Origin of the sequence: Marivita sp., from assembly GCF_048006345.1 — a bacterium.
GTDB lineage: Bacteria > Pseudomonadota > Alphaproteobacteria > Rhodobacterales > Rhodobacteraceae > Marivita.
Genome location: NZ_CP180351.1, coordinates 2211733 through 2237619, shown reverse-complemented (window position 1 = coordinate 2237619; position 25887 = coordinate 2211733). Strand labels below are relative to the sequence as shown.

The following is a 25887-nucleotide window of genomic DNA, read 5'->3' as shown; positions in this document are numbered from 1 at the left end:
ATGACAGGAACCGATCTCGTGCCGCTTGATACTCAGACTGCGATCATCCAGCTTGCCCGCCGCCACAAGGCAGCGGGAGGGGTGGGCCTGCAGGTGCTCAACATGATTGGGGGCGGGGCCGAGAACCTGCTCGAACGGTTGCCGCAACCGGTGAAGCTTGGTCTTGAAAACGCGACCGAGCGCGCGCTGAAGGTGGCGATGCAAGCGGCGAAACAGTCGCGCGGGGTGGTGCCGGACCAGAAGGGCTGGCTGAACACAGCTTTGACAACCGCCATGGGGGCTGTTGGCGGGGCAGGTGGGCTGCCGACGGCGCTGGCGGAACTGCCGGTGACGACGACTGTTTTGCTCCGCGCCATTCAGGGCATCGCGGCGGAGTATGAGTTTGATCCCAACGATCCTGACGTTTTGGCAGACTGCCTGACCGTGTTCGCAAGCGCCGGACCTTTGGCCGATGACGACGGGGCGAACATGGCGTTCCTGACCACACGGGTGACACTGACCGGGACGGCGGTGCACGGGATCATGAAATCGGTGGCCCCCAAACTGGCGACGGTGCTGGGGCAGAAGCTGGCCGCGCAGACCGTGCCGATCCTTGGGGCGGCCGCCGGGGCGGCGACGAACTATGCCTATACCAGCTACTATCAGGAAATGGCCCACGTGCATTTCGGGCTGCGGCGGCTGGCGATTGACACCGGCATGTCCGAGACCCTGCTGGTCGAGGAATTGCGCCGCGCGGTGAAAACCGTCTGAATTTGGCGTAAATCGTCCGAGCGGTTCACCCTATCTTAACGTTAATGGCGGATTCTGCATTTGTTCCCGGTTGAACTCGGGGGCATGAGCGGACGGGGCGTCGTGATCCAATCATGATCCGGCACCGGACCATTGCGCACCCGTTCGCCTCACAGGCTCTGACAGCACGCGGGTCGGAAAACCCGGCTTTGGTCAGCCAGAATGGCTGGGGCGTGCTGTTGGGGTGTGGTGGCAAAAAGTACTGGTTGAAGACCTAATGCTGCCTGCAAGATACTATAAGGCGTACATTTTTTCACCAAAGACTTATTGATCCGGCGCGTTGCGTGCAAAGGGTTGGATGGTAACCACAAATTCTGTTGACACAAGAGCTTTTGTCAAATCCCCATTGTGTGGTGAAGTGTGTTTGAAGTGCAATTATGGGTAGTGCTGCCATGCGTGATATTTCTGATTTTTGGCTTTATCTCTCAGTAAAAGATCCTCGCGGTTTGTACCGCGACATCAGGGATTCTGGAATTGACCTGGTTATTCTCGAGTCCGGAAATACATCCAGAACTGAGGGTGTCAATCCGTCCCTGACAATGGAAGAATTGCAAGCGCTTAAACAAGCCGGTCAGACCGTCATCGGTTATGTGAACGTAGCTGTCCCCGACTTCAATCGCACGTATTGGCAGGACGACTGGGTTACGCCATCGGAAGACGATCAAAATGATCTCGATTTCGGCACAATAAACCCATCTGCTCCAGCTTGGTTAGACGATAACTTTGGTACTGCAGAAGGTCCTGAAGTGAATGGAGACGGGACGTATGGATTCATCGTCGACTACAGCGACATGGATTGGCAGTCTATTGTGATTGATCAGGCGGTCACCTTGATCGAGGCCGGGTACGGTGGCATCTTCCTTGACGATGTTGGGCGCTATTACGAGGCGGCGCTGCAAAATCGAACAACGAGCGAAGGCGATTTGACCCAGCAAGAAGCTGAGCCGTTTGCAAGGGATATGATCGACCTTGTTAACACAGTAACTTCGGAGATTCGGGCAATCGATCCCAATGCCTATATTGTTGTCAATGGAGGTGCATACCTCAAATTCGACTCAGATTCATCTGGAAGCTATCCGGGTTTCGTCACGTTGAGAAATGCCCTCGATGGCCTGATGATAGAAAACACGTATATAGCTTCTACAGTTCCATTGCCTGATGCAACTGTCAATCCATGGCCTGATGCAGCTGACAACTATTCCCGACAAGGGGAGTATGAACCAGTCGAATTTTTTGCAGTCGAGTGGGCAACCAGTTTGAGTGCTCTGCAAGAGCAAGACTTCCTAACGAGTTATGCCCCGCGGTACGGTTTGATACCCATGTTGTCGCCGACATCTGCCTATGACACCCCGCCTCCGATCAACGGGTCAGGTGTTGAAATGTCGATCAGCGACGGAGCAGTCTTTCGGCTTTATGACGCGATCTTCGACCGTGCGCCTGATCCTGCGGGGTTCCATTTCTGGTCCGGGCTTCTGGAACGAAATGTGCTGGATCTGTTCGAAATGGCGGACCAGTTCATCCTGTCCCCCGAATTTCAGCAGACGTTCGGTCTGTTGGAAGACGCGGCTTTCCTGACAGCTATTTATCAGAATGTCCTTGATAGGACCCCGGACAATGATGGGTATGCGTTCTGGCTAAATGCGTTGGACGTGGGCGTGACCCGCGCCGAGCTTGTCATCGGTTTTTCAGAGAGCACAGAATTCAAAATGACAACTGAAGCCGAACTTGGCACGTGGTTCGATGTCTGGGGCTAAGTCGCATCGGTTTTGCAGCGTTTTCAATTCAACCCGCGCAGATACTCCATCACCGCAGGCCGTACCGATTGCTCCCCGGCATCGCGTGCGTCGTGGATCACCTTGCGCACGTCGTCGAGGTTGCAGCGCCGCAGCAGGTGCTTGACGGGGCCGACAGAGGCGGGGCGCATGGACAGGGAATGCAGACCGATGGCGGCGAGGCAGAGGGCTTCGACCGGGCGGCCCGCGTCTTCGCCGCAGAAGGACAGGCGGGTGTTGGTGTCGGCGCAGCGTTTGATGATGTCCTCGATGAAAGTCAGGAAGCTGACATTCAGCGTGTCATAGCGGCGTCGGACGCGTTCATTCTCGCGGTCGGCGGCAAAGAAGAACTGTTTGAGGTCATTGCCGCCAATCGACAGGAACTCGACCTCTTCGTAGAATTTCTTGCATGCAAAGGCGAGCGACGGGGTTTCCAGCATCGCGCCGATTTCCAGCTTTTCGGGAAGGCGGTGCCCCAGCTTTTTCTCACGTGCGATGGCCTTGTCCACCTCGGCGCGGGCAGCGGTGTATTCTTCGTACTGCGCCACGAAGGGGAACATGATGGACAGCGGTCGGCCATTGGCAGCGCGCAAGAGCGCCTGCAACTGCATCCGCATCACGCCCGGTTTGTCGAGCCCGACGCGGATCGCGCGCCAGCCAAGGGCCGGGTTCGGTTCGTCCTGCGCCTGCATGTAGGGCAGCACCTTGTCCGATCCGATGTCGAGCGTGCGGAAGACTACGCGTTTGCCCTTGGCGGCGTCGAGCACGCGTGCATAGAGCGCTGCCAGTTCGTTGCGCTTGGGCATCTGGCTGCGGACGAGGAATTGCAGTTCGGTGCGGAAGAGACCCACGCCTTCTGCACCCGAGCTTTCCAGTGACGGCAGATCGGCCATCAGCCCGGCGTTCATGTCGAGGCGAATGGTCTTGCCGCAGAGCGTCGTCGCAGGTTTGTCCCGGATCGACGCGTAGCGTTCCTGCGCCTTGGCCTGCATCGCCATCTTGTCGCGGAAGGCGTTGACGACGGTATCATCGGGGCGCAAGTGCACAACGCCCTGATCGCCGTCGACCATGACGTGATCGCCGTTCAGCGCCTCGTTCTGGATGCGTTTTGCGCCGATCACCAGCGGGATCGCCAGCGCACGGGCGACGATGGCGGCGTGGCTGCCAACAGAGCCTTCCTCAAGGATGATCCCACGCAATTGGCGGCCGTATTCGAGCAGTTCGCCGGGGCCGATGTTGCGCGCGACGAGGATCGGGTTCTCGGGCAGCTCCGCGCCGGTTTGCGTGCCCTGTCCGGTCAGGATGCGGAGCAGGCGGTTGGACAGATCGTCCAGATCCTGCAGGCGTTCGCGCAAATACGCATCATTGGCCTGCAACATGCGGGCGCGCACGTCCGATTGTTCTTTTTCGACAGCAGCTTCGGCGCTCAGGCCACGGTCGATGTTTTCCTCCATCCGGCGCAGCCAGCCTTTGGAATTGGCGAACATGCGATAGGCCTCGAGAACCTGCACCTGTTCAGTGTCACCAGAGGCGACCGCCATCAACTGATCGACGCTTACGCGCAGATGTTCCACGGCTTCTGTCAGGCGGGTCCGTTCCTTTTCGGGGTCATCGCCGACAAGGTTCGTGACCACGACGCGCGGTTCGTGCAGCCAGATATGGCCTTCGGCGGTGCCTTCCTGTGCAGTGACGCCGCGGATCAGGACGGCTTGGGTGTGGCGGGCGCGCAGGGCGGCCCCTTCCCCGACAAAGGCACCGAGTTCGGTCATCTCGGCCAGTACCATGGCGACGACTTCAAGCGCATAGATCTCGTCAGCGCTGAATTCGCGGGCTTCCTTGGACTGGACGACGAGAACGCCGAGCTTTTCGCCGAGCCGTTGGATCGGCACGCCAAGGAAGCTCGAGTAAATCTCTTCCCCGGTTTCCGGCATGTAGCGGAAACCTTTGGCCGAGGGTGCATTGGCGGTGTTGATGATCTTGCCGGTGCGGGCAACACGACCCACAAGGCCTTCGCCCAGTTTCATCCGGGTCTGGTGGACGGATTCGGGGTTGAGGCCCTGCGTCGCGCAAAGCTCGAGCGTTTCTTCGTCGCGGAACAGATAGATGGAACACACTTCCGTGCCCATGGAATCGGCAGTGAGGTGGGTGATCTTGTCGAGCCGCTCCTGACCGGCAGCCTTGTCAGCCATCGTGTCACGCAGCCGTCCGAGCAGCTTGCGGCTTTCGCTTTCGAATGTGTTTGGCATCCGCTCAACTGCCTTATGGTTCCGGCACATTTATAGGCACAGAGGGGTAGCGGGGAAAGCGGCTATTCTTATGTCGCCGCAGGGTCATGCGATGGGCGCCTCGGGTGGAATCCTGTTTGAGGCCAAAATCATAGCGGATCCCGTGCGAAAACTCGGAACATCGTGCACCAAATGGTGAATCAAACGTGATTTGCCGGTTTTGCCGTTTGCACGGACAGTTGGCGCAGAGACCTGTTTTTGCGCCGCTTCCATGAGGGCTGACGATGAAGATACCGACATTCCCGATCCCGCGTTCTTCGATTCTCTGTGCTGCTCTGGCCGCGGTTCTTGTTGCCACGTCATCCCCCGCACGGGCAGAGGAGCCGGCTGGATTGCCCGACTACGTGATCGCCGCCTTCGGGACACCGCCGGAGGTGGCGGATGTGCCGCTGACGGATGCTCTCAAGGCGGCGATCCAGACGGCCTTTGTGGACAGCATCGCCTCGTCCTCCTGGGGGCCGGAGCAGCAGGCGGCATTGGAGGTGGTCACAGCATCCGGCGATCCGCGCCTTGCATGGATCATCAGTGATCTGATGCGTTTTGTGACTGGTGGGAACCTCGCCAATACACTTGGAACTGCAGCCGCCCACCTTTTGGAGATAGATGCGCCGACGTCAAATCACTGGGGGATCATCACGGATCATCTGATCGCCTGGGACATCCCCGCGCCGCCCGATTACCTGAGCGTGAAACGCGCCATTTTCACAGGCGTCGTCCCACAGTGGCGCGCTTTGTTTGTCGAGGGCGACATCGACTGGCGGCATGTCTCGTGGGGCGGTGTCCTGATTGACGACCGGGCATACGGCCAGGCAAATGCACCCTGCAACTGCATCCCTGCGGCGGACAATCCCGCCGTTTCGTCTGCCGAGGACGCCACATGGCTTGAGGATAGCGACATTGTCTTCGGGATCGAAGTGAACGGCGAGTATCGCGCCTATCCCCGGCAGATCATGGAAGTAAGGGAAATGGTGAACGATACGCTGGGCGGGCGGGACCTGGGAATTCCGTATTGTACGCTGTGTGGTGCGGCTCAGGCGTATTTCACCGACCGCATGCCGGACGGGGTCGAGCGTCCTGTTCTGCGCACGTCTGGCCTTTTGATCCGGTCCAACAAGGTCATGTACGACGTGGTGACGTCGTCGGTGTTTGACACCTTTCTTGGCAAGGCCGTGACCGGGCCGTTGGCCGAGCGGGGCCTCAGACTGGAGCAAGCCACGGTGGTCACGACCGATTGGGGATCGTGGAAGGCGGAGCATCCCGAAACCACGGTGCTGATCGAAGCGCTGGCGCTGGGACGGGACTTTGATTTCCGCAACGGGCGCGATGCCAATGGCCCGATTTTCCCGGTCGGGGATGTCGATCCGCGACTGCCCGTACATGAGGATGTGATCGGCGCAATCACCGCGTCAGGCAAACCCATCGCATTTCAGCGCAGCGCGGCGTTGATTGCCCTGCGGAACGGAGAGTCCATCACATTCGAGAACATCCGTTTGGAGCTTGATGCGGGGGGCATTCGGGCCGTTGGTGCCGATGGGGCGGATATCGGCAGCCATCAGGCCTTTTGGTTTGCGTGGTCGCAATTTCACCCGGACACGGAGCTTTGGTCCGGGTGAAGACCTCGGGCAGGTTGAGCGGAGGCAGCCCCGCTTAACGCGCTTTTTCCAGTTCGAACGCGTCGTGCAACGCCTGCACGGACAATTCCATGTATTTCCGGTCGATCAGCACGGAGATCTTGATCTCGGACGTGGTGATTACCTTGATGTTGACGCCTTCTTTGGCCAGCACCTGGAACATCTTGGCGGCAACGCCGGTGTGGCTGCGCATCCCGATGCCGACAACCGACACCTTGGCCACGCCCGTATCAGCCACGATGTCGTGGTAGTTGATCTTGCCTGCGGCCTTGGCATCGCTCATCGCCTTTTCCGCGCGCTTCACCTGATCGGTGGGGCAGGAGAAGGTCATGTCGGTGCGACCGTCTTCGGAAATGTTCTGCACGATCATGTCGACATTCACGCCCGCCTCAGACAGCGGGGTGAAGATGGCCGCGGCGATGCCGGGGCGGTCGGCGACGGAGACGAGGGTCATCTTGGCCTCGTCGCGGGAATAGGCCACTCCGGCCACAACATTGCTTTCCATGATGTCCTCCTCGTCGCAGACCAATGTTCCTGCGTCGTCAGATTGTTCCTCGAAACTGCTGAGCACCCGCAGTTTCACCTTATACCGCATCGCAAGTTCGACCGAGCGGGTTTGCAGCACTTTGGCCCCCAGCGAGGCGAGTTCCAGCATTTCCTCGAACGCGATGCGATCCAGCTTGCGGGCCTTGTCGCAGATGCGCGGATCGGTGGTGTAGACGCCGTCCACGTCCGTATAGATGTCGCAGCGTTCCGCGCCGAAAGCGGCGGCGAAGGCGACAGCGGTCGTGTCAGAGCCGCCCCGACCCAGCGTCGTGATACGGCCTTCGGGACTGATGCCCTGAAAGCCTGCGACCACGGCGACTTTCATGCCTTCGCCGAATTTGCGATTGATGTTGTCGGTGGGGATCTCTTCGATCCGGGCCGAGGAATGGGCGGACGTGGTTTTCACCGGCACCTGCCAGCCCTGCCAGCTGCGCGCTGGGATGTCCATTTCCTGCAGCGTCAGCGCCATGAGGCCGGCAGTGACGTTTTCGCCCGAGGACACAACGGCATCATATTCGCGCGCATCAAAGAGCGGCGAGGTTTCGTTGACGAAGCCCACCAGCTTGTTCGTCTCGCCGGACATGGCCGAGACGATGACGATCACGTCGTAGCCTTTGGCGACTTCGACGCCGACGCGTTTGGCCGCACGACGGATGCGGTCGAGCGTGGCGACGGAGGTTCCGCCGAATTTCATCACGAGAACGGGCATATTGGCCTCCCGGGTCAGACTCAGCGGGTGCTTTACGTCGGGTGGCGGTGCCGCGCAAGAGTGCGGCGTGATGTGGGCCGATTACGTGTCCCGATAGTCAACAGCGGTGAGGCTGCCGGTGTTGACATGGGTCTCCTTGCCGGGGACCACATCGGTGTTCTGTGCCGCAACCGCCTGCCAGCCGTTTTCCGTGCGGTGCAGGACGAATGTCAGGATGGTCTGGCGGTCGTTCGCGGTTGTTCCATCGGGCGCTTTCTGGCCGGACAGAGTGAACCGGCAATGTACGATGGCGTGGTCCGGTCCGAGCTGGCGTGTGGTGGTCACGCCGGGTTTCAGCGTCGTCTCGCGGAAGAAGGACTTGAGCGCGTAGTCATGCGCCTTTGAGATTGCCGCCCGGTTGCGCCACCAGAGGCCGGTCACGTTCACGAAATCCGCGTCTTCTGCAAACAGCGCGCCGATGCGATTGCCATCGCGGCTGTGCCAGGCTTCGGCAAAGGCTTTGGGGAAATCGGCGGGATCCGCGACCGTCACAACGGCATCGCGTCGCCGTTCCACATCTCGAAACAGCCGGTTGTCTCGAGCGACAGCGCGTCGAAGCGTTGCAGAAGGCCGCGTGCCGAGTCTTCGGTGCCGATGTCTGCTGCATCGGTTCCCATGTCGGTTCGAACCCAGCCGGGGTGGTAGATGCCCACGGGAATGCCCTGCGGTTTCAGGTCAACGGCGAGGTTGCGTCCAAGGTTCAGCGCTGCGGATTTGGACGCCCGGTAGATATAGCTCTGGCCCTTGGCGCGGGTGTTCGACCCCATCTGTGACGAGATGATCGCCAGCTTCGGGGTTGTCGACTGTTTCAAGTGCGGCAGGAACGCCATTGCGGTCAGGTAAACGCCGGTGACATTGGTGGCAAAGGTATCCGCCCAAAGCCGGGTATCGGTGAGGCTGTCGGCGGGCATACCCTTTTCCAGGTAAACACCCGCATTGCAGACCAGCAGGTCAATGGGCGTGTCCTTGAGCCGGTCCGCAAGGGCGGCGCAGCTTGCCGGATCACGCACGTCGAGCGGCAAGAGCGTGTCGTGCCCCGCGCTGCGGGTGGTGCCAAAGGCAGTGTCGCCCCGACTTTGGGCAGCAGCAAGCAAGGCGGCGCCAATGCCACGATTGGCACCGGTGATCAGGATGTTCATCAGTTGGACTTTCGTGTCGGAGTAAAGGGCAGGGGCGCGATTGGCACTCCGTCTTCGATCAGTTTCTTGGCTTCATCGCCACGGGTTTCGCCCCAGATCGGGCGCTGTGGCGCGTCGCCTGTGTGAATCGCGCGCGCCTCTTTGGCGAAGTCTCCGCCCACGTAGTCCGAGTTCTTTTCGACATATTTCTTCAGCTCGGCCAAGGCCTGCTCTGCCGGGCTTGCCGGTTCGGTCAATGTCGGTTTGGCCGGTGGCATCCCAGCTTTTTCGGCAGTGCTGACGCGCGGAGCCATCATCGCCTTGTTCACCTGCGTGGTGCCACAGACCGAACAGCTGACCATGCCCGAGGCGTGCAGCTTGTCGAAGGCGGTTCCGGATTGGAACCAGCTGTCGAACTGATGGTCATTGGCGCATTTAAGGGTGAACTGGATCATTGAGATGCCTGCGACGGGTCTTTTCTGTTTTGTTGTCAGTCCGTTAAAAATAAGCTTTTGCCGGGGGACATCAAGCGTCAAGCGCGCGTGCGATGTCGTGCATCAAACCGGTCAGGTCGGTGTCCTGATGTAGCACGTTTCGTGCCGCCTGTCCCCATGCCGCCTGTTTTTCAGCGGACTCCATAGCGATCAGCGCTTCGCTGAGGCTGGTGGCGTCGGGCGTGCAGATGGCGGCTTTTGCATCGGCAAGGCGGTCATAGGCCGCGCGGAAATTGCCGGTGTCGGGACCGTGCAGAATGGCCGATTGGAACGCGGCAGGTTCATAGGGTGTGTGTCCACCCCGATCCGTGAGAGATCCGGCGACAAAGGTTACTCCTGCCAGCGCGTACCAAAGGTGCATCTCGCCCAGCGTGTCGGCAAGATAGACCTGTGCCATCGCCGGATTGTCGCCCGCGCTGCGCCGGGCAAAGGTCAGGCCCTGTGCGTCGATCAACTGCGCGATCTCCTCGGCGCGTTTTGGATGCCGGGGCGCAAGGATCAGCTTGAGATTTGGGCGTTTGGGAAGGGTGGCCTTGTGCGCGCTGAGGATCGTTTCTTCCTCACCTTCATGGGTCGAGGCGGCAAGCCACGTGTTTGTGCGGTCGAAGGCTTGGCTCAGTGCGCGGTCGGGCGCATCACGTGGCGGTGTGTAAAGCGCCTTGAGATCGAACACCGGGCCAAGCGCTGTTTTTGGCAGTCCGGCGGTGACAAACCTGTCGGCCGAAGCGCTGTCCTGCGCGGAGAGATAGGTTACACGCGTTATCACCCGTCGCACCAGCGCATCAAACCTCGCCCAACCCTTGGCAGATCGCGCCGTGAGGCGTCCGCCCAGCACCACCACCGGACCGGGCGTGTTGAGAATGCGGATCGGCCAGAGATCGGATTCGAGCGTGATATGCGCCGTGATGCGCCAGTTCCGCAGGACGCGGCGGGTCGGGCCGGGCAGGTCCACCGGCGCAAGGGTGACAGAGGTATGTTCAAGGGCCCATCCGTTGCCAAGCGCAAGCGCGCTGTCGGTGTTCACGGTGATCAGCAGATGCCGTCCCTGCGTCAGCAGCGCGTCGATGACAGGACGGGCCGAAGCAAGCTCCCCGTTCGACGCGGCATGCAGCCAGATGCGATCAACCTGCCGTGCTGGGGTAACTCGGCCCAACCGCGCCCGGATCGCAGTCCAGTCCCGGGCCCAAAATCGCGCGACCAGTTCCCGTCCCGCAAGGAGCGACATGAGAAGGCGATATGACAACATGGCCAGTCCCGACCCGGACCCGCGTCGCACCTAGGCGGACGCTTTGTTGGGCACGCCGCCGGTGCCGCGCGGTGCAGTCACCAGCGCATCCTGAATGTGCCGCTCAAGAAGCTTGAGCAATACGTGATTGTCGAAACGCTGTTCCGCCACCTGACGCGCGCGCGCGGACATCGCCGGCAAATCGGGCACATTGATCGCGGCAGAGATCGCTTTGGCAAATCCCGCCTCGTCGAATTCGTCGACCAGAAACCCGGTTTCACCCTCGTCAATCGCCTCGGGAATACCGGCATGGCGCGTCGAGACGGTGATGCACCCGCAGGCCATCGCTTCCTGGATGGCGGTGGGCAGGCCTTCGGTATTGCCGTCGCGGGCAGTGACGGAGTGTTGCAGGAAGAACTGGGTGCTCATCAACCGGTCGCGCACGGTATTGTGTGGTTGTGCGCCGTGAAAGCGTATTTTTGACGACACGCCCAGTTCTTCGGCCAGCGCGCGTGTGGGTTCCAGCAAGGGACCATCGCCGATGAAGTCGAGGCGTGCATTGGGCAGTTTGGTTGTCGCTTCGGCAAACGCGCGAAGGGTGGTCATGGGCGCCTTTTTCTCCACAAAGCGCCCAACCGCGAGAAAACTCAACGGCACCTTGGCCTGCGGTGCAAAGCGCCGGATGTCGACGCCCGAGGGGATCACCATGCTGTCGGGGTGCGAGATGCCGTGCTTGGCCAGATTGTCGAGAAGAAATTGCGAAACCGAGAACACCCCGGCCAACCGCGGCATCATCTTGCGGTAGGCCGAGCGCATCCGTTCCGTGCGGATCGCCTTGGAGGCATCGGTGCCACGAAAATAGGTGAAGATCGGGATGCCAAGCGTATTGGCCAGCGGTGCAAGCGCCAAGGCCTGCGTGCCGAATTCGGCCAGGATCACATCGACCCGTTCATCGCGCAAAAAACGGATCAGAGCCTCTTTGGCTTCGCCGAATGGCAAACGGGACGTGCCGTGGCGCACCCGATTGCGCAAAAGCCACCAGGGCGCGACCATGATGTCACGGCCCGACAGGCCATCGCGGCGCACGAAATACGGCTTGCCATAGGGGTTATCACCACGGAACCGGCCACAGACCACAACTGTATTGCCACCGAACAGATGTTCGATGTGGCGGTTGATAAACGTCTCTCCGCCAAGGTGGTATTCGCCAGTTGCGATGGCTACGCGCATGTAACTTGGTCCGATAAAAACCGATGTCCTAGGTAGCAGCGCATGAAGTCACCAGCAAGGCTGGACGTACCGGCACGTCGTCCAATTGATCTTGCGGCACCAGGCCGTGAACAAAATCTTTCAGACGAAAGACAGTGCCGGTTTCTGCACCGCGACCAGCGTGCCGAAGATCGGCGCGCCCAGTTCATTGCGCAATCGCGCGTGCTTGAGCATTTTGGGTTTCGGGAATCCGGCTTCGGCCAGCGTCTTTTGCAGGTAGTCATTGGTGTGCTTGTGGCGGCCTGACGGGTACAGTTTGAATCCGGTGGTGACGGCCGGGTTGTTTTCGAACTCGACTGTCAGCAACAGCCAGCCGCCGGGTTTGAGAATGCTTGAGAAATTGCGCAGCACCGTGGTCAAGGGGCCGAAATAGACCAGCACATCGGCGCAGACGATCATGTCGAACTTGCCCTCTGGGTAGGTGACAATCTCGGACAGGTCGGTTCTTGCCAGAAAATCGTAGCCGCCTTTCTTCCGTGAAATCTCGAGCATCTTCACCGACAGGTCGATCCCGTGAAGCTCTTTGGCGTAGGGCCGCAGGAAGCCCGCGCACAGACCCGTGCCGCAACCGGCATCCAGAATGCGACGGCTACGGGTTTTCGGCAGGTTCAGGTCTTCGAGCGCGGTGAGCACCATGCTGGGGCCATTGTTTTCAAGCTTTTCGAGCTGCGTGTCGTAATTCTCGGCAAAGCCGTCGAACAGCTCGACCGCCATGCCATGCTGGTCCTCGGCGGTTTTCTTCATGCCTTTGGAGGCCAGAAAGAAATCCAGCTTTGCGCGCTGCGTCTTGGACTTGCAGTGCTTTTTTGCCCGTTCCAGGCAGGCCCGTGCCGCCTCGTCGCAATTGAGGTGATCGAAAATCATCGCGAAATGGATCGCGCCGTTGAACTTGCTGTCGGTCAGGTCGCAATAGCGTTCCGTGATCGCCAGCGCCTCCTCCAGCCGGTCGCGGTGGACGAGAAACGCCGCATAGCCAACAGCGACTGTCAGGTTGTTGGGCGCGGCGTCGATGGCTTTGCGGCACAGGACTTCGGCCTCGTCGTACCGTCCAAGATCGGCAAGCGCCTCTGCGGCAGGCAGCAGCGCCCGCTCCGGATCGTCCAGCCGGTCCATCACCGACCTGATCTTCTCGTATGCATTGACAAAGACCAACTCGGCGATCTCGGCTTGGCCCAGATCCCGGATCAGCAGCCCTACCTTGACCGCGGTGTTCAAGGGGACACCCGGTGTTTTCAAAATGTCTTTGCACAGGGCCATGGCTGCATCGGTCTCGCCTGCGTCGATCAGAGCGCGGGCCTCTTCGATGCGCCCGATGACTTTCGCAACTTTGGCATCGTCGATTTCAAGAACGACATTTGTCGCCTGTTCTGCATGCAGGTCCGACACCTTGGGCCTCCCGATGTGACTCTGCGGTCAAGTGTGCTGCGGGCTGGCCAACAAATCCAGACCTCTTTGCGCGCACAGAGCACGCGGGCTCACAATTCGTCGGAAGTGGCTTGTTTGAGGCTGTGAAATGGTGCTGTGAGAGAGGATTGAACTCTCGACCTCACCCTTACCAAGGGTGTGCTCTACCACTGAGCTACCACAGCGCCGGGGTGTCGAACTCGACGTGGCGGGTGATTAGACTCAAACGGAAAACGGTGCAAGCGCAATCTGGACCCTTTTTTGCCTCTGGGATAGGAAGTGGTCATGACACAGAAACCCTCATCCGGGAAATCGACCCAACAGGCGCGGGAAGACAGGCTGAAGGCCGCGCTCAAGGCAAATATGGCCAAGCGCAAGGCGCAGGCACGTGCGCGGTCGGCCGGGGCAACGGATGAAGGCAAGGATAACAAGACCACGAGCGAGGGCAGTTAGAACCGATGGACCAGATTATCGTAACCGGGAACGGCCCGCTCAGCGGCCAGATTCCCATTGCGGGCGCGAAAAACGCCTGCCTCACCCTGATGCCGGCAACGCTTCTGAGCGAGGAGCCGCTGACGCTGACCAACGCGCCGCGTCTGAGCGACATTCGCACGATGACGACGCTGTTGCAGTCTTTGGGGGCTGAGGTGCAGGCGCTGCAGGACGGGCAGGTTCTGGCCATGTCGAGCCACGACCTGACCTCTACGCGGGCCGATTATGACATCGTTCGCAAGATGCGCGCGTCGATCCTTGTACTGGGGCCGCTGCTTGCTCGGTTCGGACATGCCGAGGTGTCGCTGCCCGGTGGGTGTGCGATTGGCGCGCGTCCCGTCGATCTGCACCTCAAGGCGTTCGAGGCGATGGGGGCCGAGCTGGACCTGCGCGACGGCTATGTGCATGCCAAGGCGCCGGCGGGGGGGCTCAAAGGGGGCATTGTCGAATTCCCGTTTGTGTCGGTAGGGGCGACAGAAAACGCGCTCATGGCGGCGACATTAGCGAAAGGGACGACCGTTCTTAAAAATGCGGCACGCGAACCCGAGATTGTCGATCTGGCGCAATGCCTGCGCAAGATGGGTGCGCAGATTGACGGTGAAGGCACGTCCGAGATCACCATTCAGGGTGTCGACCGTCTTGGCGGAGCAACGCACCGGGTTGTCACCGACCGCATCGAGTTGGGCACATACATGCTGGCCCCGGCGATCTGCGGTGGCGAGGTGGAGTGCCTTGGCGGCCGCATCGACCTGGTGGCGGCGTTCTGCGAAAAGCTGGACGCGGCGGGCATATCGGTCGAGGAAACGCCAAGCGGGCTGAAAGTCGCGCGCAAGAACGGGCGGGTGTCTGCGGTGGATGTCACGACAGAACCGTTCCCAGGCTTCCCGACCGACCTGCAGGCGCAGATGATGGCGCTGCTCTGCACAGCCGAGGGCACCAGCGTTCTGGAAGAGAAGATCTTCGAGAATCGTTTCATGCACGCACCTGAACTGGCGCGGATGGGCGCGAAGATCGAGGTGCATGGCGGCACAGCGAGAGTCACAGGTGTGGAGAAACTGCGCGGCGCGCCGGTGATGGCAACGGATCTGCGGGCCTCGGTGTCGTTGATCCTTGCCGGTTTGGCCGCAGAAGGTGAAACCATTGTCAGCCGCGTCTATCATCTGGATCGCGGCTACGAGCATGTGGTGCGCAAGCTGTCGAGCGTGGGGGCCAAAATCGAACGGGTGAAAGAACAGTGAGCGCTGACGCCACATTCGAAGACGGTGCAGCCAAACCGCTGCGGCTGGTCGCGATGGATGAGGATGACCTGAAGGTGCTGTCGGCGCTCTGTCAGGATGCAGTTTTTCCGTCCACCGAAATGCAATGGCAGCGCGGTAAAAAACGCTTTGGCATCCTGCTCAATCGCTTCCGCTGGGAGGATATTCCCTTTGCGGAACGGGGCGGACGCAAACCCGAGCGGGTGCAATCCGTTTTGGCTGTCGAGACTGTCGAGCGTGTCGCCAGCCAAGGGGTGCCACGAGGCGATGCGGATACGATCCTTTCGGTCCTGTCAGTCACCTTTGAGGCGGATGAAACCAGCGGCGGGGCCTTGATCCTGACGCTCGCAGGCGATGGCGCAATCCGTTTGCAGGTATCCGAACTCGAAGTTGCGCTGCGGGATGTGACCAAACCCTATGCCGCCGTGTCGGGCAAGGTGCCGGATCACCCTGTATGATGGTTCGGCGGCTGACGCCGAAAGAAATGTCCGCTTTCCGGGCGCTTTGGGCCGACGGGCTGATGCGGGTGCCCTCGGCGTTTCTGTTCAGCGCCGAAGAGGTCCGCGCGATCCCCAACAAGGATGTGGAGCGTGGGCTCGACGTCAATCTGACCCTTGGCGTATTCGACGATGCCAAGCGGTTGGTCGGGTTTGTGTCGGCGCGGCGCGGTGGGCCGAAACGGATGCAGCACATGGCCGACATCGGCCCGCTTTATGTACGGGCTGATGCGCAGCGGCAGGGCTGTGGCCGGGCGCTGATGGAGGCTGTGTTGCAGCATTTGACCGATGCGGGTGTGCAGCAGGCTGAGCTTTGTGTCGATGTAGAAAACACGGGCGCGCAGGCGCTCTATCTTGCGCTGGGCTTTCACATCTTCGGACGGCGCCCCAGATCGGTGCTGATCGACGGGGTCGGGCGCGACGACTACCTGATGATTAAGGCGCTGGATGGGGCTGACCTGACGCGCGGCGCTTGAGGGTTCGTGCCGCGCGGTCTAAGTACCCGGAAAAGCTGACCCGGAGGGCGTGATGCCGCAATTTCTGTCCACAAAAGATGCCGATTTCGACGCGCGCTTCACGGCGATCCTCAATGCCAAGCGCGAGGACAGCCCGGATGTGGATGACGTCGTGGCGGGTATCATCTCTGATGTGCGCAAGCGTGGCGATGCGGCGGTGCTCGAACTGACGGCCAAGTTCGACCGGCTTGAGCTGACCGCCGCTCAGTTGCGTGTGTCCGAGGCCGAGATCGACGCCGAGATCGCCAAGGTGCCGGAGGCAGAACGCATTGCCTTGGAAACCGCGGCGGAACGCATTCGCGCCTATCACGCGCGGCAGATTCCGCAGGACGAGATGTGGACCGACGAACAGGGGGCCATTTTGGGCTGGCGGTGGACGGCTGTGTCCGCAGCAGGGCTTTACGTGCCGGGCGGATTGGCCAGCTACCCGTCTTCGGTTCTCATGAACGCGGTTCCGGCCAAGGTGGCGGGGGTCAAGCGGCTTGCGGTGACGGTGCCGACGCCGGACGGGGTGATCAATCCGCTGGTGATGATGGCGTGTCGCATCGCCGGTGTGGACGAGGTCTACCGCATCGGCGGCGCACAGGCGATCGCAGCATTGGCCTATGGGACAGAGACCATAGCTCCGGTGGACAAGATCACCGGACCGGGCAACGCCTTTGTTGCCGCCGCGAAACGCCGGGTGTTCGGCAAGGTGGGCATCGACATGATCGCGGGACCGTCCGAAATTCTGGTTATTGCGGATGGTGAAAATGATCCCGACTGGATCGCCTTGGACCTGATGTCTCAGGCTGAACACGACGAGAGCGCGCAGTCTCTGCTGATCACGACCGACGCCGCCTTCGGTCAGGCCGTCGCGGACGCGGTCGAGACCCGTCTGGAAACGCTGGAGCGGCGCGCAATTGCCAGGGCAAGCTGGCGCGATTTCGGCGCGGTCATCACGGTACGCGACCTCAACGAGGCAGCGGAACTGTGTGACCAGATCGCGCCGGAGCATCTTGAGCTTTGCGTCGATGATCCCGATGCGCTGTCGGCGAAAATCACCCATGCGGGCGCGATCTTCCTTGGCCAGTGGACGCCCGAGGCCATTGGCGATTATGTCGGTGGTCCAAACCACGTTCTGCCCACAGCCCGGTCGGCGCGCTTCTCGTCGGGGCTGTCGGTGCTGGATTTCGTAAAGCGCACGACCTTGGCGAAAATGTCACCCGAGGCGTTGCGGGCGATTGGTCCTGCCGCCGAAACGCTGGCGCGTTCGGAATCGCTCGAGGCGCATGGGTTGTCCGTGACGGCACGTCTGCGCAAGCTCAACAGCTGATCTTTCGCGCAGCACTCAGATGCGGTAGCGGTGGTCGCATGACAGCAGCAGAGGTGCGCGATGATCCCCGTTCAGGGTTTTGAAGGCCATCAGGTGGCCGTGTTGGGTTTGGGCCGGTCTGGCCTTTCGGCAGCGCGCGCCCTGCGCGAGGGCGGGGCGACGGCGATCTGCTGGGACGACAATCCCAAGGCCCGCGATACTGCCGAAACCGAAGGGTTCGAGATCCGCGACCTGTCCCGTGACGGAGCGTTCGAGGCAGTGGCAAGCCTGATCGTCAGCCCCGGCATCCCGCATCTCTACCCTGCACCGAACCCGGTGATCGCCAAGGCCTGGGCGGCGGGGGTTCCGGTCGACAACGATATCGGCCTGTTCTTCCGGTCGCTGGCAACGCATGAATGGGACGATTTCGATACGGCCCCACGCGTGATCGCCGTAACCGGATCGAACGGCAAATCCACCACCTCGGCATTGATCCACCATATCCTGTCCACAACCGACCGGCACAGCCAGTTGGCGGGCAATATCGGTCGCGGTGTTTTGGATATCGACCCACCGGGGGATGGTGATGTGGTCGTGCTGGAACTGTCCAGCTACCAGACCGACCTTGCCCGTGCGCTAACGCCGGATGTGGCGGTCTTCACCAACCTGTCGCCGGATCACCTTGACCGGCACGCCGGGCTGGGCGGGTATTTCGCTGCGAAACGCAGGCTCTTTGCCGAAGGTGGGCCGGATCGCGCGGTGATCGGGGTGGACGAGAACGAAGGCCTCTACATCGCCAATCAACTGTCCGAAGGGCCAGGGGATGACCGGGTGATCCGCATTTCCTCGGGTCAGAAACTGACCGGTCCCGGCTGGCATGTCTATGCCCGCAAGGGGTTCCTGACCGAATGGCGCAAGGGCAAACAAGTTGGCTCCATTGACCTGCGCGAGATCAAGGGACTGCCCGGTGCGCATAACCATCAGAACGCCTGTGCGGCCTATGCGGCGACCCGTGCGCTGGGCGTGGCCCCGCGCCAGATCGAAGCAGCGATGAAGACCTTTGCAGGCTTGCCGCATCGCAGCCAGATCATCGCTGAAAAGAACGGCGTTACCTTTGTGAATGACAGCAAGGCGACCAATGTGGATTCCGCGCTCAAGGCGCTGCAGGCGTTCCAGAACATCCGCTGGATCTGCGGTGGCTTGCAGAAGGAAGGCGGTCTTGACGGTCTGATCCCCGGTTTCGAACACGTGCGCAAAGCCTATGTCATCGGACGCGAGGCGGACGGATTTGCGGTGCAGCTGAACGGGCTTGAAACCGAGGCTTGTGGCACGATGGAAGCCGCTGTCGCGCGGGCCGCTGCCGAAGCGGAACCGGGGGATGTGGTGCTGCTGGCCCCGGCGGCGGCGAGTTTCGATCAGTATGACAGTTTCGAAAAACGTGGCGAGGATTTCGCGGCACGGGTCAAGGCGCTGATTGGGGGGTGACCCGCAGGCAGTGCGCCCTCGGGCCTCTTCGTTGTCTTACTTCAGCTTCTGCGCGACATTGTCGGCAAAGGCGTCGATCATCGCGCGGTACACTTCGGCACTGGCGATTGTCATGCTGTCCAGATCGACACCGGGCGATGCCGCGGACATGGCTTGCCCGGCCGTAACGGACAGCTCATATTCCTCATTGTTCAGAAGGCCGGGCACGCGGATTTCGACCATGCCAGTCAGGGTGGAATCTTCCAGCGCATAGGCGTTCTCGAACGCCGTGGCCAAGGCGACTTCATTGATGTCGATCACCACTTCGGAACTGTCCTCGCCCAATTGCGGCGCGATGCGTTCAGCGATTGCGGTTTCGAGGTCGGTGCCCAGCGACGTCCAGACCTGCGCAGCTTCGCTGTTTTCGATGGCGGGCAGGTCAACCGAGACATCAATCTCGCTGACGGTTTGGGCGGCAAAGGCTCCGGTTGCAAAGGCAGAGAGGGCGAGGCTTGTTGCGATAGATTTGAACATGTTGGTCTCCAGTGTTGCTCTGGCCGGTCAACCCCGGAGACCTGCAAACCGTTCCCAATCACCGTTTTCGCACAGGCGGCTTATTGCCGATCCGGACCTTTCCGAAGCTCGTTCATCACTCCGGCTTTGACCGCGTCGGTATGGATCACGCCAAGCTGCGCCGGGATTTTTTCGAGCCCAAGGATATAGGCAATCGCGAACCGATGCATGCCGCCGCCGTCACGCAGGGGGGTGCCGTCGCGCGCGATGTGCACGAGAATGCCGCCATGTTCGCGGCGTGTCATGTTCACGCTGCCATGCGGACGCAGCGTACCGGAGCGTTTGGCCTCGTCATAGATACGGTCAAGCCCGTCATAGCGTGCGATCAACTCTTCGCGGCTGGTGAAACCGTCAACGCTGCCTTCTTTTTCAAGCCGCATGAGCATCCACGAAAAGATGTCCGTTTGCTGCCAGGGAACGCCGCGTTCGAAATGATCACGGATGCTGTCCAGTTTGATCTCGCTGCCGAAGGGTTTGCGCGACAGGTCCCAGTCGCCACCCTTTACAAGCGCCGAATGCCGTCTGCGAAACCGGGGCGCGCCTTTTTGAGGGTCCGCACGGTAAAAGTCGGTCACGCTATGGGGGCGGATCCAGATCAGTTCGTCGCTTTGGGGGGCGTCTGGGCCGAACCGCCAGCGGTTGACCACGTCGCGCACCACCTTGCCGGGAACTCCGGCTGCGATGGCCGCACGAAGATTGCTCATGCCGGAACGCTGCGCAGTTTGGCCAAAGCGTTCCGCTCGAGCGCATCGGGATGAACGACCCCAAGCTGTGCCGGGATTCGCGTCAGGCCCAGGGCGCGTGCGATGCCGACACGATGGTTGCCGATCGCCCCGAAAATCGGGTCGCCATGGCGGTCGATATGGACATAGACACCTTCGGGCAGACGCGGGGTGCCGAAGCGGTGGATCGTTTCGTCCCGGAAGCCATTTTCGCGTATTGTCGAAAAAAGCGCATCTATCTTTTCGTAACGCGCGATAACGTCATCCATGTTTGCGCAACTGTCGAACTGGCCACGCTCAGCGATCATCGCTTGCATCCGGTCGTAGATACCAGTGTCTGCCCAAGGCATGCCCTCGCGGAAATGTGCAAGGCAGGCGGCAATCTTCCACGAGCTGTCCAAAGGTTCGGTGTGGTGGTCCCAGTCCCCGGCAAGCACCATTCCAGAGTGCCGCCGCTTGTAGTCGGGCGTTTGGGCCGGGTTGCGCGTATAGATGCGTGTCAGACGCATCGGGTTGATCCAGATCCGCTCTTGCGCGCGAGGAAAGTCGTCGCCGCCAGACAGCAGGTTCCACAGATCGCGCAGTGGCCCGCGCAGAATCGCAAAGGGAGAGGGGGAAAGAGCAGGACTAGAGGGCATAACCCTCTAATTGTAAAAGTTTTGTAAAACTTCAAGTCCGTTTTGTAACAGCTCGTCCGGCGGCTACCGCCGAACTCCACGCCCATTGGAAGTTGTAACCGCCCAGCCAGCCCGTCACATCAACTGCTTCGCCGATCATGAACAGGCCCGGCACATCGCGCGACATCATCGTCTTGCTGTCGATTCCGTCGGTGCTGATCCCGCCCAGCGTGACCTCTGCAGTGCGGTAGCCCTCGCTGCCGGTGGGCGTCAGCGTCCAGTGCCGCAACCGGTCGGTGATTTCGTCGATCCGCTTGTCCGAGAGGTCACCAACATTGCCGGAAAGAGGCAGGTCGGCGGCAAGATGCTCGACCAGTCGTTCAGGCAGGATTTCGGCCAAGGCGGTGGTCACGTTTCGTTTTCCATGAGTCTGGCGGGTTGTCTTGAGCCGGGCGGGGAGGTCGTGGCCCGGCAGCAGGTCAAGCGAGATCGAGTCACCTTCCGCCCAGTAGCTTGAGATTTGCAGCACCGCAGGCCCGCTCAGGCCGCGATGGGTGAACAGCAGCGCCTCTTCAAAGGCGGTGCCATTTGCCTCTGCGACCACGGGGGTTGCCACGCCGGAGATCGGGGCAAAGCGCTGGTCGGAAAAGGTCAGGGGCACAAGGGCAGGGCGGGTGTCGGTGATCTGATGGCCGAACTGCCGGGCGATGTCATAGGCCAGACCCGTCGCGCCCATCTTGGGGATCGACTTGCCGCCGGTTGCCAACACGAGATTGCGGGCGGTCACGCTGTGGCGTTTGCCATCGCGCTCCAACTGCGCTGTGAACAGCACGCCATCATGGCTTAATTCGACAAGCGATGTCTGTAACCAAAGCTGCGCGCCGGCCTGCGCCATCTCGGTACGCAGCATGTCGACGATCTGGGTCGCCTTGTCGTCGCAAAAAAGCTGTCCCAGCGTTTTTTCGTGCCAAGCGATCTTGTGGCGGTCCACTAGGTCGAGGAAATCCCACTGGGTGTACCGGCTGAGTGCCGATTTGTGGAAATGCGGGTTTTGCCCGAGGAACCGCGTGGGATCGGTGTGCATGTTGGTGAAGTTGCAGCGTCCGCCGCCCGAGATGCGGATTTTTTCGCCCGGTGCCTTGGCGTGGTCGATGACCAGAACCGACGGCCCGGCATGCGCCGCGCACATCATACCGGCTGCCCCGGCGCCTAGGATCAGAGTGTTCACCTGCATGCCGGGCATCCATCACGGAACCGGAGAACACGCAAGAGGCGCGGGACGAATCATTCCTCTGGATCGCTCGAATCATATCGGTTAGAGTGCTTGCACAGACCCGGAAAACCGGGCGTTCGAGGCAGAAGAAGCGGTGAAACCATGACAGAGATGGTCTATGGCGCGGTTCCTACCCGCGCGGGCGAACCTGTGTTGCCGAAATGGTGGCGCACGGTCGACAGGTGGTCCTTGTCCTGCATTCTGATCCTGTTCGGCATCGGCATCCTATTGGGACTGGCGGCTTCTCCGCCGCTGGCGGAGCGCAACGGGTTTGCGCCGTTCCACTATGTGCAGCGACAGGCGGTGTTCGGCGGTCTTGCCCTGTGCGTGATGATCTTTGTGTCCATGCTGGGGCCTATCGTCGTGCGCCGCCTGGCGGTGCTGGGCTTTGCCGCTGCCTTTATCGCGTTGTCGCTGCTGCCGTTTTTCGGCACCGATTTCGGCAAGGGCGCGGTGCGCTGGTATTCGCTGGGCTTTGCGTCGATCCAGCCTTCGGAATTTCTGAAACCCACCTTCGTGATCGTGACCGCATGGTTTTTGGCGGCCAGTCAGGATCTGGGCGGCCCGCCGGGCAAGACGCTGTCCTTTGCCATCACCATCAGCATCGTCCTGATGCTCGCCCTGCAACCCGATTTCGGGCAGGCGTGTCTGGTGCTGTTCGGGTGGGGTGTGATGTATTTCGTGGCTGGTGCGCCGATGCTGTTGCTGATGGTCCTTGCAGGACTGGTGGTGCTGGGGGGCACCGTCGCCTACCAGAGCTCGGAACATTTTGCCCGCCGCATCGACGGCTTTCTCAGCCCCGAGGTCGATCCGACCACGCAGTTGGGCTACGCCACCAACGCGATCCGCGAGGGCGGATTCTTTGGCGTAGGTGTGGGTGAAGGTCAGGTGAAATGGTCTCTGCCGGATGCGCATACCGATTTCATCATCGCCGTCGCGGCCGAGGAATACGGGCTTGTCCTTGTCCTCATCGTTATCGCGCTTTACGCGACCATCGTGGTGCGGTCGCTTGTGCGGCTGATGCGGGAACGTGATCCCTTCATCCGTCTGGCGGGCACCGGTCTGGCCTGCATGTTCGGTGTTCAGGCCATGATCAACATGGGTGTCGCAGTACGCCTGCTGCCCGCCAAGGGTATGACGCTGCCTTTTGTCAGCTACGGGGGCTCGTCCCTGATCGCAGGGGGCATCGCCGTGGGTATGCTGTTGGCCTTCACGCGCAGCCGTCCGCAGGGCGAAATCGGCGATATCTTGCGAGGGCGGCTGCGTTAAGGGCTTTATATAGGGTAAATCGCCCCTTGGTTTGTTGACAAACGCCTCTGGGGCAGGTCTCTGTCCTTCAATCCTTGGGCGGGGGACTTATGCGCAAACCTTATCTTGTCATTGCAGCCGGAGGGACCGGCGGTCACATGTTTCCGGCGCAGGCGCTGGCAGAGGTCATGCTGCGTCGCGGCTGGCGGGTGAAGCTGTCCACCGATGCGCGCGGGGCGCGTTACACAGGTGGCTTTCCGCATTCGACCGAGATCGAACAGGTGGCCAGCGCGACCTTTGCGCGGGGTGGGATTATTGCCAAAGCGATGGTGCCTCTGCGCGTGCTGGGCGGCGTGGTGTCCATGTCGTGGCGGATGCTGCGCGACCGGCCAGATGTCGTGGTGGGTTTCGGCGGTTATCCATCCATCCCTGCGCTGGGCGCTGCATGGCTTTTGAGGCGACCGCGGATGATCCATGAACAGAACGGCGTTCTGGGCCGGGTGAACACGCTTTTCGCCAAACACGTGCAAACCGTGGCCTGCGGGACATGGCCCACCGAATTGCCAGAGGGTGTCGAGGGCGTGCATGTCGGCAACCCGGTCCGGCTCGCCGTAAAGGACCGCGCAGGGGCCGCGTACATTCCGCCCGGCGATTACCCGATGTCCATCCTCGTGATCGGTGGGAGCCAAGGCGCGCGCATCCTTTCGGACGTGGTGCCGCCTGCGATCGCGTCGCTTCCGCTCGAGACCCTGCAACACCTGCGGGTCAGCCATCAGGCGCGCGACGAAGACGGAGAACGCGTGGCCGCCTATTACGCCGAACAGGGGGTCGATGCGGATGTGCAACCCTTCTTCAACGATGTGCCCAAGCGGATGACCGAGGCACAGCTTGTGATCTCGCGCTCTGGCGCGTCGAGTGTCGCGGACATCTCGGTGATCGGGCGGCCGTCGATCCTTGTGCCCTTTGCCGCGGCCACCGCCGATCACCAGACCGCCAATGCGCGTGGATTGGTCGAGGCAGGAGCCGCAATCCGCATCCCCGAAAGCAAGCTGACCGTCGACAGCCTGGCCGAGCAGATCACTGCAGTTTTGCAAAACCCCAAAGGCGCTTTGCAGATGTCGCAAGCCGCCTTGTCACAAGCCAAGCCCGATGCAGCGCAGGACCTTGCCGCGCTGGTCGAGATGCTGGCTGGACAGAATGCCCCTCAAGACCCGGAAGGACAGACCGAATGAACGCCGCCACCAAGCTTCCCGTCGATATCGGGGCCATCCATTTCGTCGGCATCGGCGGTATCGGCATGTCCGGCATTGCCGAGGTGCTGGTAAATCTGGGCTACACGGTGCAGGGATCGGACCTGAAGGCCAGCAAGATCACCAACCGTCTGGCCGATCTGGGTGCGCGCATCTTCGAAGGTCAGCGGGCCGAGAACCTGGATGGGGCCGAGGTGGTTGTGGTCTCGACTGCGATCAAGCCGGGAAATCCCGAGTTGGACGAGGCGCGCAAGCGCGGGCTTCCGGTGGTTCGCCGCGCCGACATGCTGGCGGAATTGATGCGGCTCAAGTCGAACATCGCGATTGCGGGCACACATGGCAAGACAACGACCACCACGATGATGGCCGAGCTTATGGTTGCCGGCGGGTTCGATCCGACCGTCATCAATGGAGGCATCATCCACGCCTATGGCTCGAACGCGCGGATGGGGCAGGGCGAATGGATGGTGGTCGAGGCCGACGAGAGCGATGGCTCGTTCAACCGCCTGCCCGCAACCATCGGCATCGTGACCAATATCGACCCCGAACACATGGAACACTGGGGCGACTTCGAGCGCCTGCGGCAAGGGTTTCAGGACTTCGTGTCGAACATCCCGTTCTACGGGATCGCCGTGTGCTGCACCGACCATGAAGAGGTGCAACGTCTGGTGGGCAAGGTCACCGACCGCCGTGTGGTGACCTATGGCTTTAACGCGCAGGCCGATGTGCGGGCAGTGAACCTCCGCTACGAAAAAGGCGTCGCGCATTTCGACATCGCGTTGCAGGCCGAGGGCGAAAGCATCGAGGGCTGCACCCTGCCGATGCCCGGAGACCATAACGTGTCAAACGCGCTGTCCGCCGTGGCAGTGGCCCGGCATCTGGGGATGAAGAAAGACGAAATCCGGTCGGCGCTGGCGGCCTTTGGCGGCGTGAACCGCCGCTTTACCAAGGTAGGCGAGTGGAACGGAGTCACGATCATCGACGATTACGGCCACCACCCGGTCGAGATTGCCGCCGTGCTCAAGGCCGCGCGGCAGGCTTCCGAAGGTAGGGTGATCGCGATCCATCAGCCGCACCGTTACACCCGCCTGTCACATCTGTTCGAGGATTTCTGCGCCTGCTTCAACGAGGCGGATGTGGTCGCCATTGCCGAGGTGTTCGCTGCCGGGGAAGACCCGATCGAAGGAGCATCGCGCGATGATCTGGTGGCGGGGCTGATCCGCCATGGCCACCGCCACGCGCGGGCGATCCTGAACGAGGATGATCTGGAGCGGCTGGTGCGCGAACAGGCGCGGCCCGGGGATATGGTGGTCTGCCTCGGGGCCGGGACGATCAGCGCCTGGGCCAACGGGCTGCCGGAGCGGTTGGGGAAGTAGGCTGGGGGCGAGAAGAGGATGCGTCGACG

At 61.2% G+C, this 25887-nt stretch carries 25 protein-coding genes and 1 tRNA gene; 13 read left to right on the top strand and 13 right to left on the bottom strand.

Annotated elements, in window-relative coordinates; all coding sequences use genetic code 11:
* From ACMVPR_RS11000 to ACMVPR_RS10990, 3 genes are all read left to right on the top strand, one after another.
* Positions 1 to 750, top strand: coding sequence for an EcsC family protein (locus ACMVPR_RS11000; RefSeq protein WP_416884648.1), 750 nt, complete (start codon positions 1 to 3; stop codon positions 748 to 750).
* 113 nt (positions 751 to 863) lie between these two features.
* Positions 864 to 1007 carry a hypothetical protein gene (locus ACMVPR_RS10995; RefSeq protein WP_416882919.1) on the top strand — a complete coding sequence of 48 codons (144 nt, stop codon included), beginning with the start codon at positions 864 to 866 and terminating at the stop codon, positions 1005 to 1007.
* A 174-nt stretch (positions 1008 to 1181) separates the two neighbouring features.
* Positions 1182 to 2543 carry a DUF4214 domain-containing protein gene (locus ACMVPR_RS10990; protein ID WP_416882918.1) on the top strand — a complete coding sequence of 454 codons (1362 nt, stop codon included), beginning with the start codon at positions 1182 to 1184 and terminating at the stop codon, positions 2541 to 2543.
* A 23-nt stretch (positions 2544 to 2566) separates the two neighbouring features.
* Here ACMVPR_RS10990 and ptsP read toward each other — a convergent pair whose 3' ends face one another.
* The gene (ptsP, locus tag ACMVPR_RS10985) at positions 2567 to 4807 is read right to left on the bottom strand and encodes a phosphoenolpyruvate--protein phosphotransferase (RefSeq protein ID WP_416882917.1); all 2241 of its coding nucleotides are present in this window, start codon (positions 4805 to 4807) and stop codon (positions 2567 to 2569) included.
* Between the two features lie 263 nt (positions 4808 to 5070).
* On the opposite strand from ptsP, the gene ACMVPR_RS10980 reads away from it, so the two are divergent.
* Entirely contained in the window at positions 5071 to 6459 is a 1389-nt protein-coding gene (locus ACMVPR_RS10980; protein ID WP_416882916.1) for a DUF3179 domain-containing (seleno)protein, read from the top strand.
* A 34-nt stretch (positions 6460 to 6493) separates the two neighbouring features.
* On the opposite strand, the gene ACMVPR_RS10975 is transcribed toward ACMVPR_RS10980, so the two are convergent.
* The 8 genes from ACMVPR_RS10975 to ACMVPR_RS10940 all read right to left on the bottom strand — a co-directional run bounded on the left by ACMVPR_RS10975 (position 6494) and on the right by ACMVPR_RS10940 (position 13466).
* Complete coding sequence (locus tag ACMVPR_RS10975; protein WP_300582532.1) at positions 6494 to 7732, bottom strand: aspartate kinase; 1239 nt, start codon at positions 7730 to 7732, stop codon at positions 6494 to 6496.
* Positions 7733 to 7813: 81 nt separating this feature from the next.
* Positions 7814 to 8263 (bottom strand): SgcJ/EcaC family oxidoreductase, encoded by a 450-nt coding sequence (locus tag ACMVPR_RS10970; protein ID WP_416882915.1) that lies wholly within the window; start codon positions 8261 to 8263, stop codon positions 7814 to 7816.
* Entirely contained in the window at positions 8260 to 8910 is a 651-nt protein-coding gene (locus tag ACMVPR_RS10965) for an SDR family NAD(P)-dependent oxidoreductase (RefSeq protein ID WP_416882914.1), read from the bottom strand. Before ACMVPR_RS10965 ends, ACMVPR_RS10970 begins: the two co-directional genes overlap by 4 nt.
* Positions 8910 to 9344, bottom strand: a complete 435-nt coding sequence (locus tag ACMVPR_RS10960; RefSeq protein WP_416882913.1) for a DUF1178 family protein — start codon at positions 9342 to 9344, stop codon at positions 8910 to 8912. The genes ACMVPR_RS10965 and ACMVPR_RS10960 overlap by 1 nt, the downstream gene beginning before the upstream one ends.
* Before the next feature lie 70 nt (positions 9345 to 9414).
* Positions 9415 to 10629 carry a 3-deoxy-D-manno-octulosonic acid transferase gene (locus ACMVPR_RS10955; RefSeq protein WP_416882912.1) on the bottom strand — a complete coding sequence of 405 codons (1215 nt, stop codon included), beginning with the start codon at positions 10627 to 10629 and terminating at the stop codon, positions 9415 to 9417.
* A 30-nt stretch (positions 10630 to 10659) separates the two neighbouring features.
* Complete coding sequence (locus ACMVPR_RS10950) at positions 10660 to 11838, bottom strand: glycosyltransferase (protein ID WP_416882911.1); 1179 nt, start codon at positions 11836 to 11838, stop codon at positions 10660 to 10662.
* 120 nt (positions 11839 to 11958) lie between these two features.
* Positions 11959 to 13263: a methyltransferase domain-containing protein gene (locus ACMVPR_RS10945; protein WP_416882910.1), complete on the bottom strand. Its 1305-nt coding sequence runs from the start codon at positions 13261 to 13263 to the stop codon at positions 11959 to 11961.
* A gap of 128 nt (positions 13264 to 13391) precedes the next feature.
* Positions 13392 to 13466, bottom strand: a tRNA-Thr gene (locus ACMVPR_RS10940).
* A gap of 100 nt (positions 13467 to 13566) precedes the next feature.
* Between ACMVPR_RS10940 and ACMVPR_RS10935 the strand changes: the two genes are divergently transcribed.
* From ACMVPR_RS10935 to murD, 6 genes are read left to right on the top strand one after another with little or no spacing between them, the layout of a single operon-like run.
* The gene (locus ACMVPR_RS10935) at positions 13567 to 13734 is read left to right on the top strand and encodes a hypothetical protein (RefSeq protein WP_300582517.1); all 168 of its coding nucleotides are present in this window, start codon (positions 13567 to 13569) and stop codon (positions 13732 to 13734) included.
* 5 nt (positions 13735 to 13739) lie between these two features.
* Positions 13740 to 15011 carry a UDP-N-acetylglucosamine 1-carboxyvinyltransferase gene (murA, locus tag ACMVPR_RS10930; RefSeq protein WP_416882909.1) on the top strand — a complete coding sequence of 424 codons (1272 nt, stop codon included), beginning with the start codon at positions 13740 to 13742 and terminating at the stop codon, positions 15009 to 15011.
* Complete coding sequence (locus ACMVPR_RS10925; RefSeq protein ID WP_416882908.1) at positions 15008 to 15487, top strand: DUF2948 family protein; 480 nt, start codon at positions 15008 to 15010, stop codon at positions 15485 to 15487. Before murA ends, ACMVPR_RS10925 begins: the two co-directional genes overlap by 4 nt.
* Positions 15484 to 16002: a GNAT family N-acetyltransferase gene (locus tag ACMVPR_RS10920; RefSeq protein WP_416882907.1), complete on the top strand. Its 519-nt coding sequence runs from the start codon at positions 15484 to 15486 to the stop codon at positions 16000 to 16002. Before ACMVPR_RS10925 ends, ACMVPR_RS10920 begins: the two co-directional genes overlap by 4 nt.
* A 52-nt stretch (positions 16003 to 16054) precedes the next feature.
* Complete coding sequence (gene hisD, locus ACMVPR_RS10915; protein WP_416882906.1) at positions 16055 to 17356, top strand: histidinol dehydrogenase; 1302 nt, start codon at positions 16055 to 16057, stop codon at positions 17354 to 17356.
* A 60-nt stretch (positions 17357 to 17416) separates the two neighbouring features.
* Positions 17417 to 18820 carry a UDP-N-acetylmuramoyl-L-alanine--D-glutamate ligase gene (gene murD, locus ACMVPR_RS10910; RefSeq protein WP_416882905.1) on the top strand — a complete coding sequence of 468 codons (1404 nt, stop codon included), beginning with the start codon at positions 17417 to 17419 and terminating at the stop codon, positions 18818 to 18820.
* A 36-nt stretch (positions 18821 to 18856) separates the two neighbouring features.
* On the opposite strand, the gene ACMVPR_RS10905 is transcribed toward murD, so the two are convergent.
* The 4 genes from ACMVPR_RS10905 to ACMVPR_RS10890 form a co-directional block, all read right to left on the bottom strand.
* Positions 18857 to 19333, bottom strand: coding sequence for a hypothetical protein (locus ACMVPR_RS10905; RefSeq protein ID WP_416882904.1), 477 nt, complete (start codon positions 19331 to 19333; stop codon positions 18857 to 18859).
* Positions 19334 to 19413: 80 nt separating this feature from the next.
* Entirely contained in the window at positions 19414 to 20076 is a 663-nt protein-coding gene (locus tag ACMVPR_RS10900) for a hypothetical protein (RefSeq protein WP_416882903.1), read from the bottom strand.
* The gene (locus ACMVPR_RS10895) at positions 20073 to 20732 is read right to left on the bottom strand and encodes a hypothetical protein (RefSeq protein ID WP_416882902.1); all 660 of its coding nucleotides are present in this window, start codon (positions 20730 to 20732) and stop codon (positions 20073 to 20075) included. Before ACMVPR_RS10895 ends, ACMVPR_RS10900 begins: the two co-directional genes overlap by 4 nt.
* A gap of 31 nt (positions 20733 to 20763) precedes the next feature.
* Positions 20764 to 21945, bottom strand: a complete 1182-nt coding sequence (locus ACMVPR_RS10890) for an NAD(P)/FAD-dependent oxidoreductase (protein WP_416882901.1) — start codon at positions 21943 to 21945, stop codon at positions 20764 to 20766.
* A 141-nt stretch (positions 21946 to 22086) separates the two neighbouring features.
* Between ACMVPR_RS10890 and ftsW the strand changes: the two genes are divergently transcribed.
* The 3 genes from ftsW to murC all read left to right on the top strand — a co-directional run bounded on the left by ftsW (position 22087) and on the right by murC (position 25858).
* Complete coding sequence (ftsW, locus tag ACMVPR_RS10885) at positions 22087 to 23253, top strand: putative lipid II flippase FtsW (protein WP_416882900.1); 1167 nt, start codon at positions 22087 to 22089, stop codon at positions 23251 to 23253.
* An 89-nt stretch (positions 23254 to 23342) separates the two neighbouring features.
* Complete coding sequence (locus tag ACMVPR_RS10880; protein ID WP_416882899.1) at positions 23343 to 24464, top strand: UDP-N-acetylglucosamine--N-acetylmuramyl-(pentapeptide) pyrophosphoryl-undecaprenol N-acetylglucosamine transferase; 1122 nt, start codon at positions 23343 to 23345, stop codon at positions 24462 to 24464.
* Positions 24461 to 25858, top strand: a complete 1398-nt coding sequence (gene murC, locus ACMVPR_RS10875; protein WP_416882898.1) for a UDP-N-acetylmuramate--L-alanine ligase — start codon at positions 24461 to 24463, stop codon at positions 25856 to 25858. The genes ACMVPR_RS10880 and murC overlap by 4 nt, the downstream gene beginning before the upstream one ends.
* Positions 25859 to 25887 lie beyond the last annotated feature (29 nt).

What these genes read in the sequence shown, in the direction of transcription:
- ACMVPR_RS11000 (WP_416884648.1), top strand. Translation starts at nt 1, where the DNA reads ATGACAGGAACCGATCTCGTGCCGCTTGATACTCAGACTGCGATCATC.
- ACMVPR_RS10995 (WP_416882919.1), top strand. Translation starts at nt 864, where the DNA reads ATGATCCGGCACCGGACCATTGCGCACCCGTTCGCCTCACAGGCTCTG.
- ACMVPR_RS10990 (WP_416882918.1), top strand. Translation starts at nt 1,182, where the DNA reads ATGCGTGATATTTCTGATTTTTGGCTTTATCTCTCAGTAAAAGATCCT.
- ptsP (WP_416882917.1), bottom strand. Translation starts at nt 4,807, where the DNA reads ATGCCAAACACATTCGAAAGCGAAAGCCGCAAGCTGCTCGGACGGCTG.
- ACMVPR_RS10980 (WP_416882916.1), top strand. Translation starts at nt 5,071, where the DNA reads ATGAAGATACCGACATTCCCGATCCCGCGTTCTTCGATTCTCTGTGCT.
- ACMVPR_RS10975 (WP_300582532.1), bottom strand. Translation starts at nt 7,732, where the DNA reads ATGCCCGTTCTCGTGATGAAATTCGGCGGAACCTCCGTCGCCACGCTC.
- ACMVPR_RS10965 (WP_416882914.1), bottom strand. Translation starts at nt 8,910, where the DNA reads ATGAACATCCTGATCACCGGTGCCAATCGTGGCATTGGCGCCGCCTTG.
- ACMVPR_RS10960 (WP_416882913.1), bottom strand. Translation starts at nt 9,344, where the DNA reads ATGATCCAGTTCACCCTTAAATGCGCCAATGACCATCAGTTCGACAGC.
- ACMVPR_RS10955 (WP_416882912.1), bottom strand. Translation starts at nt 10,629, where the DNA reads ATGTTGTCATATCGCCTTCTCATGTCGCTCCTTGCGGGACGGGAACTG.
- ACMVPR_RS10950 (WP_416882911.1), bottom strand. Translation starts at nt 11,838, where the DNA reads ATGCGCGTAGCCATCGCAACTGGCGAATACCACCTTGGCGGAGAGACG.
- ACMVPR_RS10935 (WP_300582517.1), top strand. Translation starts at nt 13,567, where the DNA reads ATGACACAGAAACCCTCATCCGGGAAATCGACCCAACAGGCGCGGGAA.
- murA (WP_416882909.1), top strand. Translation starts at nt 13,740, where the DNA reads ATGGACCAGATTATCGTAACCGGGAACGGCCCGCTCAGCGGCCAGATT.
- ACMVPR_RS10920 (WP_416882907.1), top strand. Translation starts at nt 15,484, where the DNA reads ATGATGGTTCGGCGGCTGACGCCGAAAGAAATGTCCGCTTTCCGGGCG.
- hisD (WP_416882906.1), top strand. Translation starts at nt 16,055, where the DNA reads ATGCCGCAATTTCTGTCCACAAAAGATGCCGATTTCGACGCGCGCTTC.
- murD (WP_416882905.1), top strand. Translation starts at nt 17,417, where the DNA reads ATGATCCCCGTTCAGGGTTTTGAAGGCCATCAGGTGGCCGTGTTGGGT.
- ACMVPR_RS10905 (WP_416882904.1), bottom strand. Translation starts at nt 19,333, where the DNA reads ATGTTCAAATCTATCGCAACAAGCCTCGCCCTCTCTGCCTTTGCAACC.
- ACMVPR_RS10900 (WP_416882903.1), bottom strand. Translation starts at nt 20,076, where the DNA reads ATGAGCAATCTTCGTGCGGCCATCGCAGCCGGAGTTCCCGGCAAGGTG.
- ACMVPR_RS10895 (WP_416882902.1), bottom strand. Translation starts at nt 20,732, where the DNA reads ATGCCCTCTAGTCCTGCTCTTTCCCCCTCTCCCTTTGCGATTCTGCGC.
- ACMVPR_RS10890 (WP_416882901.1), bottom strand. Translation starts at nt 21,945, where the DNA reads ATGCAGGTGAACACTCTGATCCTAGGCGCCGGGGCAGCCGGTATGATG.
- ftsW (WP_416882900.1), top strand. Translation starts at nt 22,087, where the DNA reads ATGACAGAGATGGTCTATGGCGCGGTTCCTACCCGCGCGGGCGAACCT.
- ACMVPR_RS10880 (WP_416882899.1), top strand. Translation starts at nt 23,343, where the DNA reads ATGCGCAAACCTTATCTTGTCATTGCAGCCGGAGGGACCGGCGGTCAC.
- murC (WP_416882898.1), top strand. Translation starts at nt 24,461, where the DNA reads ATGAACGCCGCCACCAAGCTTCCCGTCGATATCGGGGCCATCCATTTC.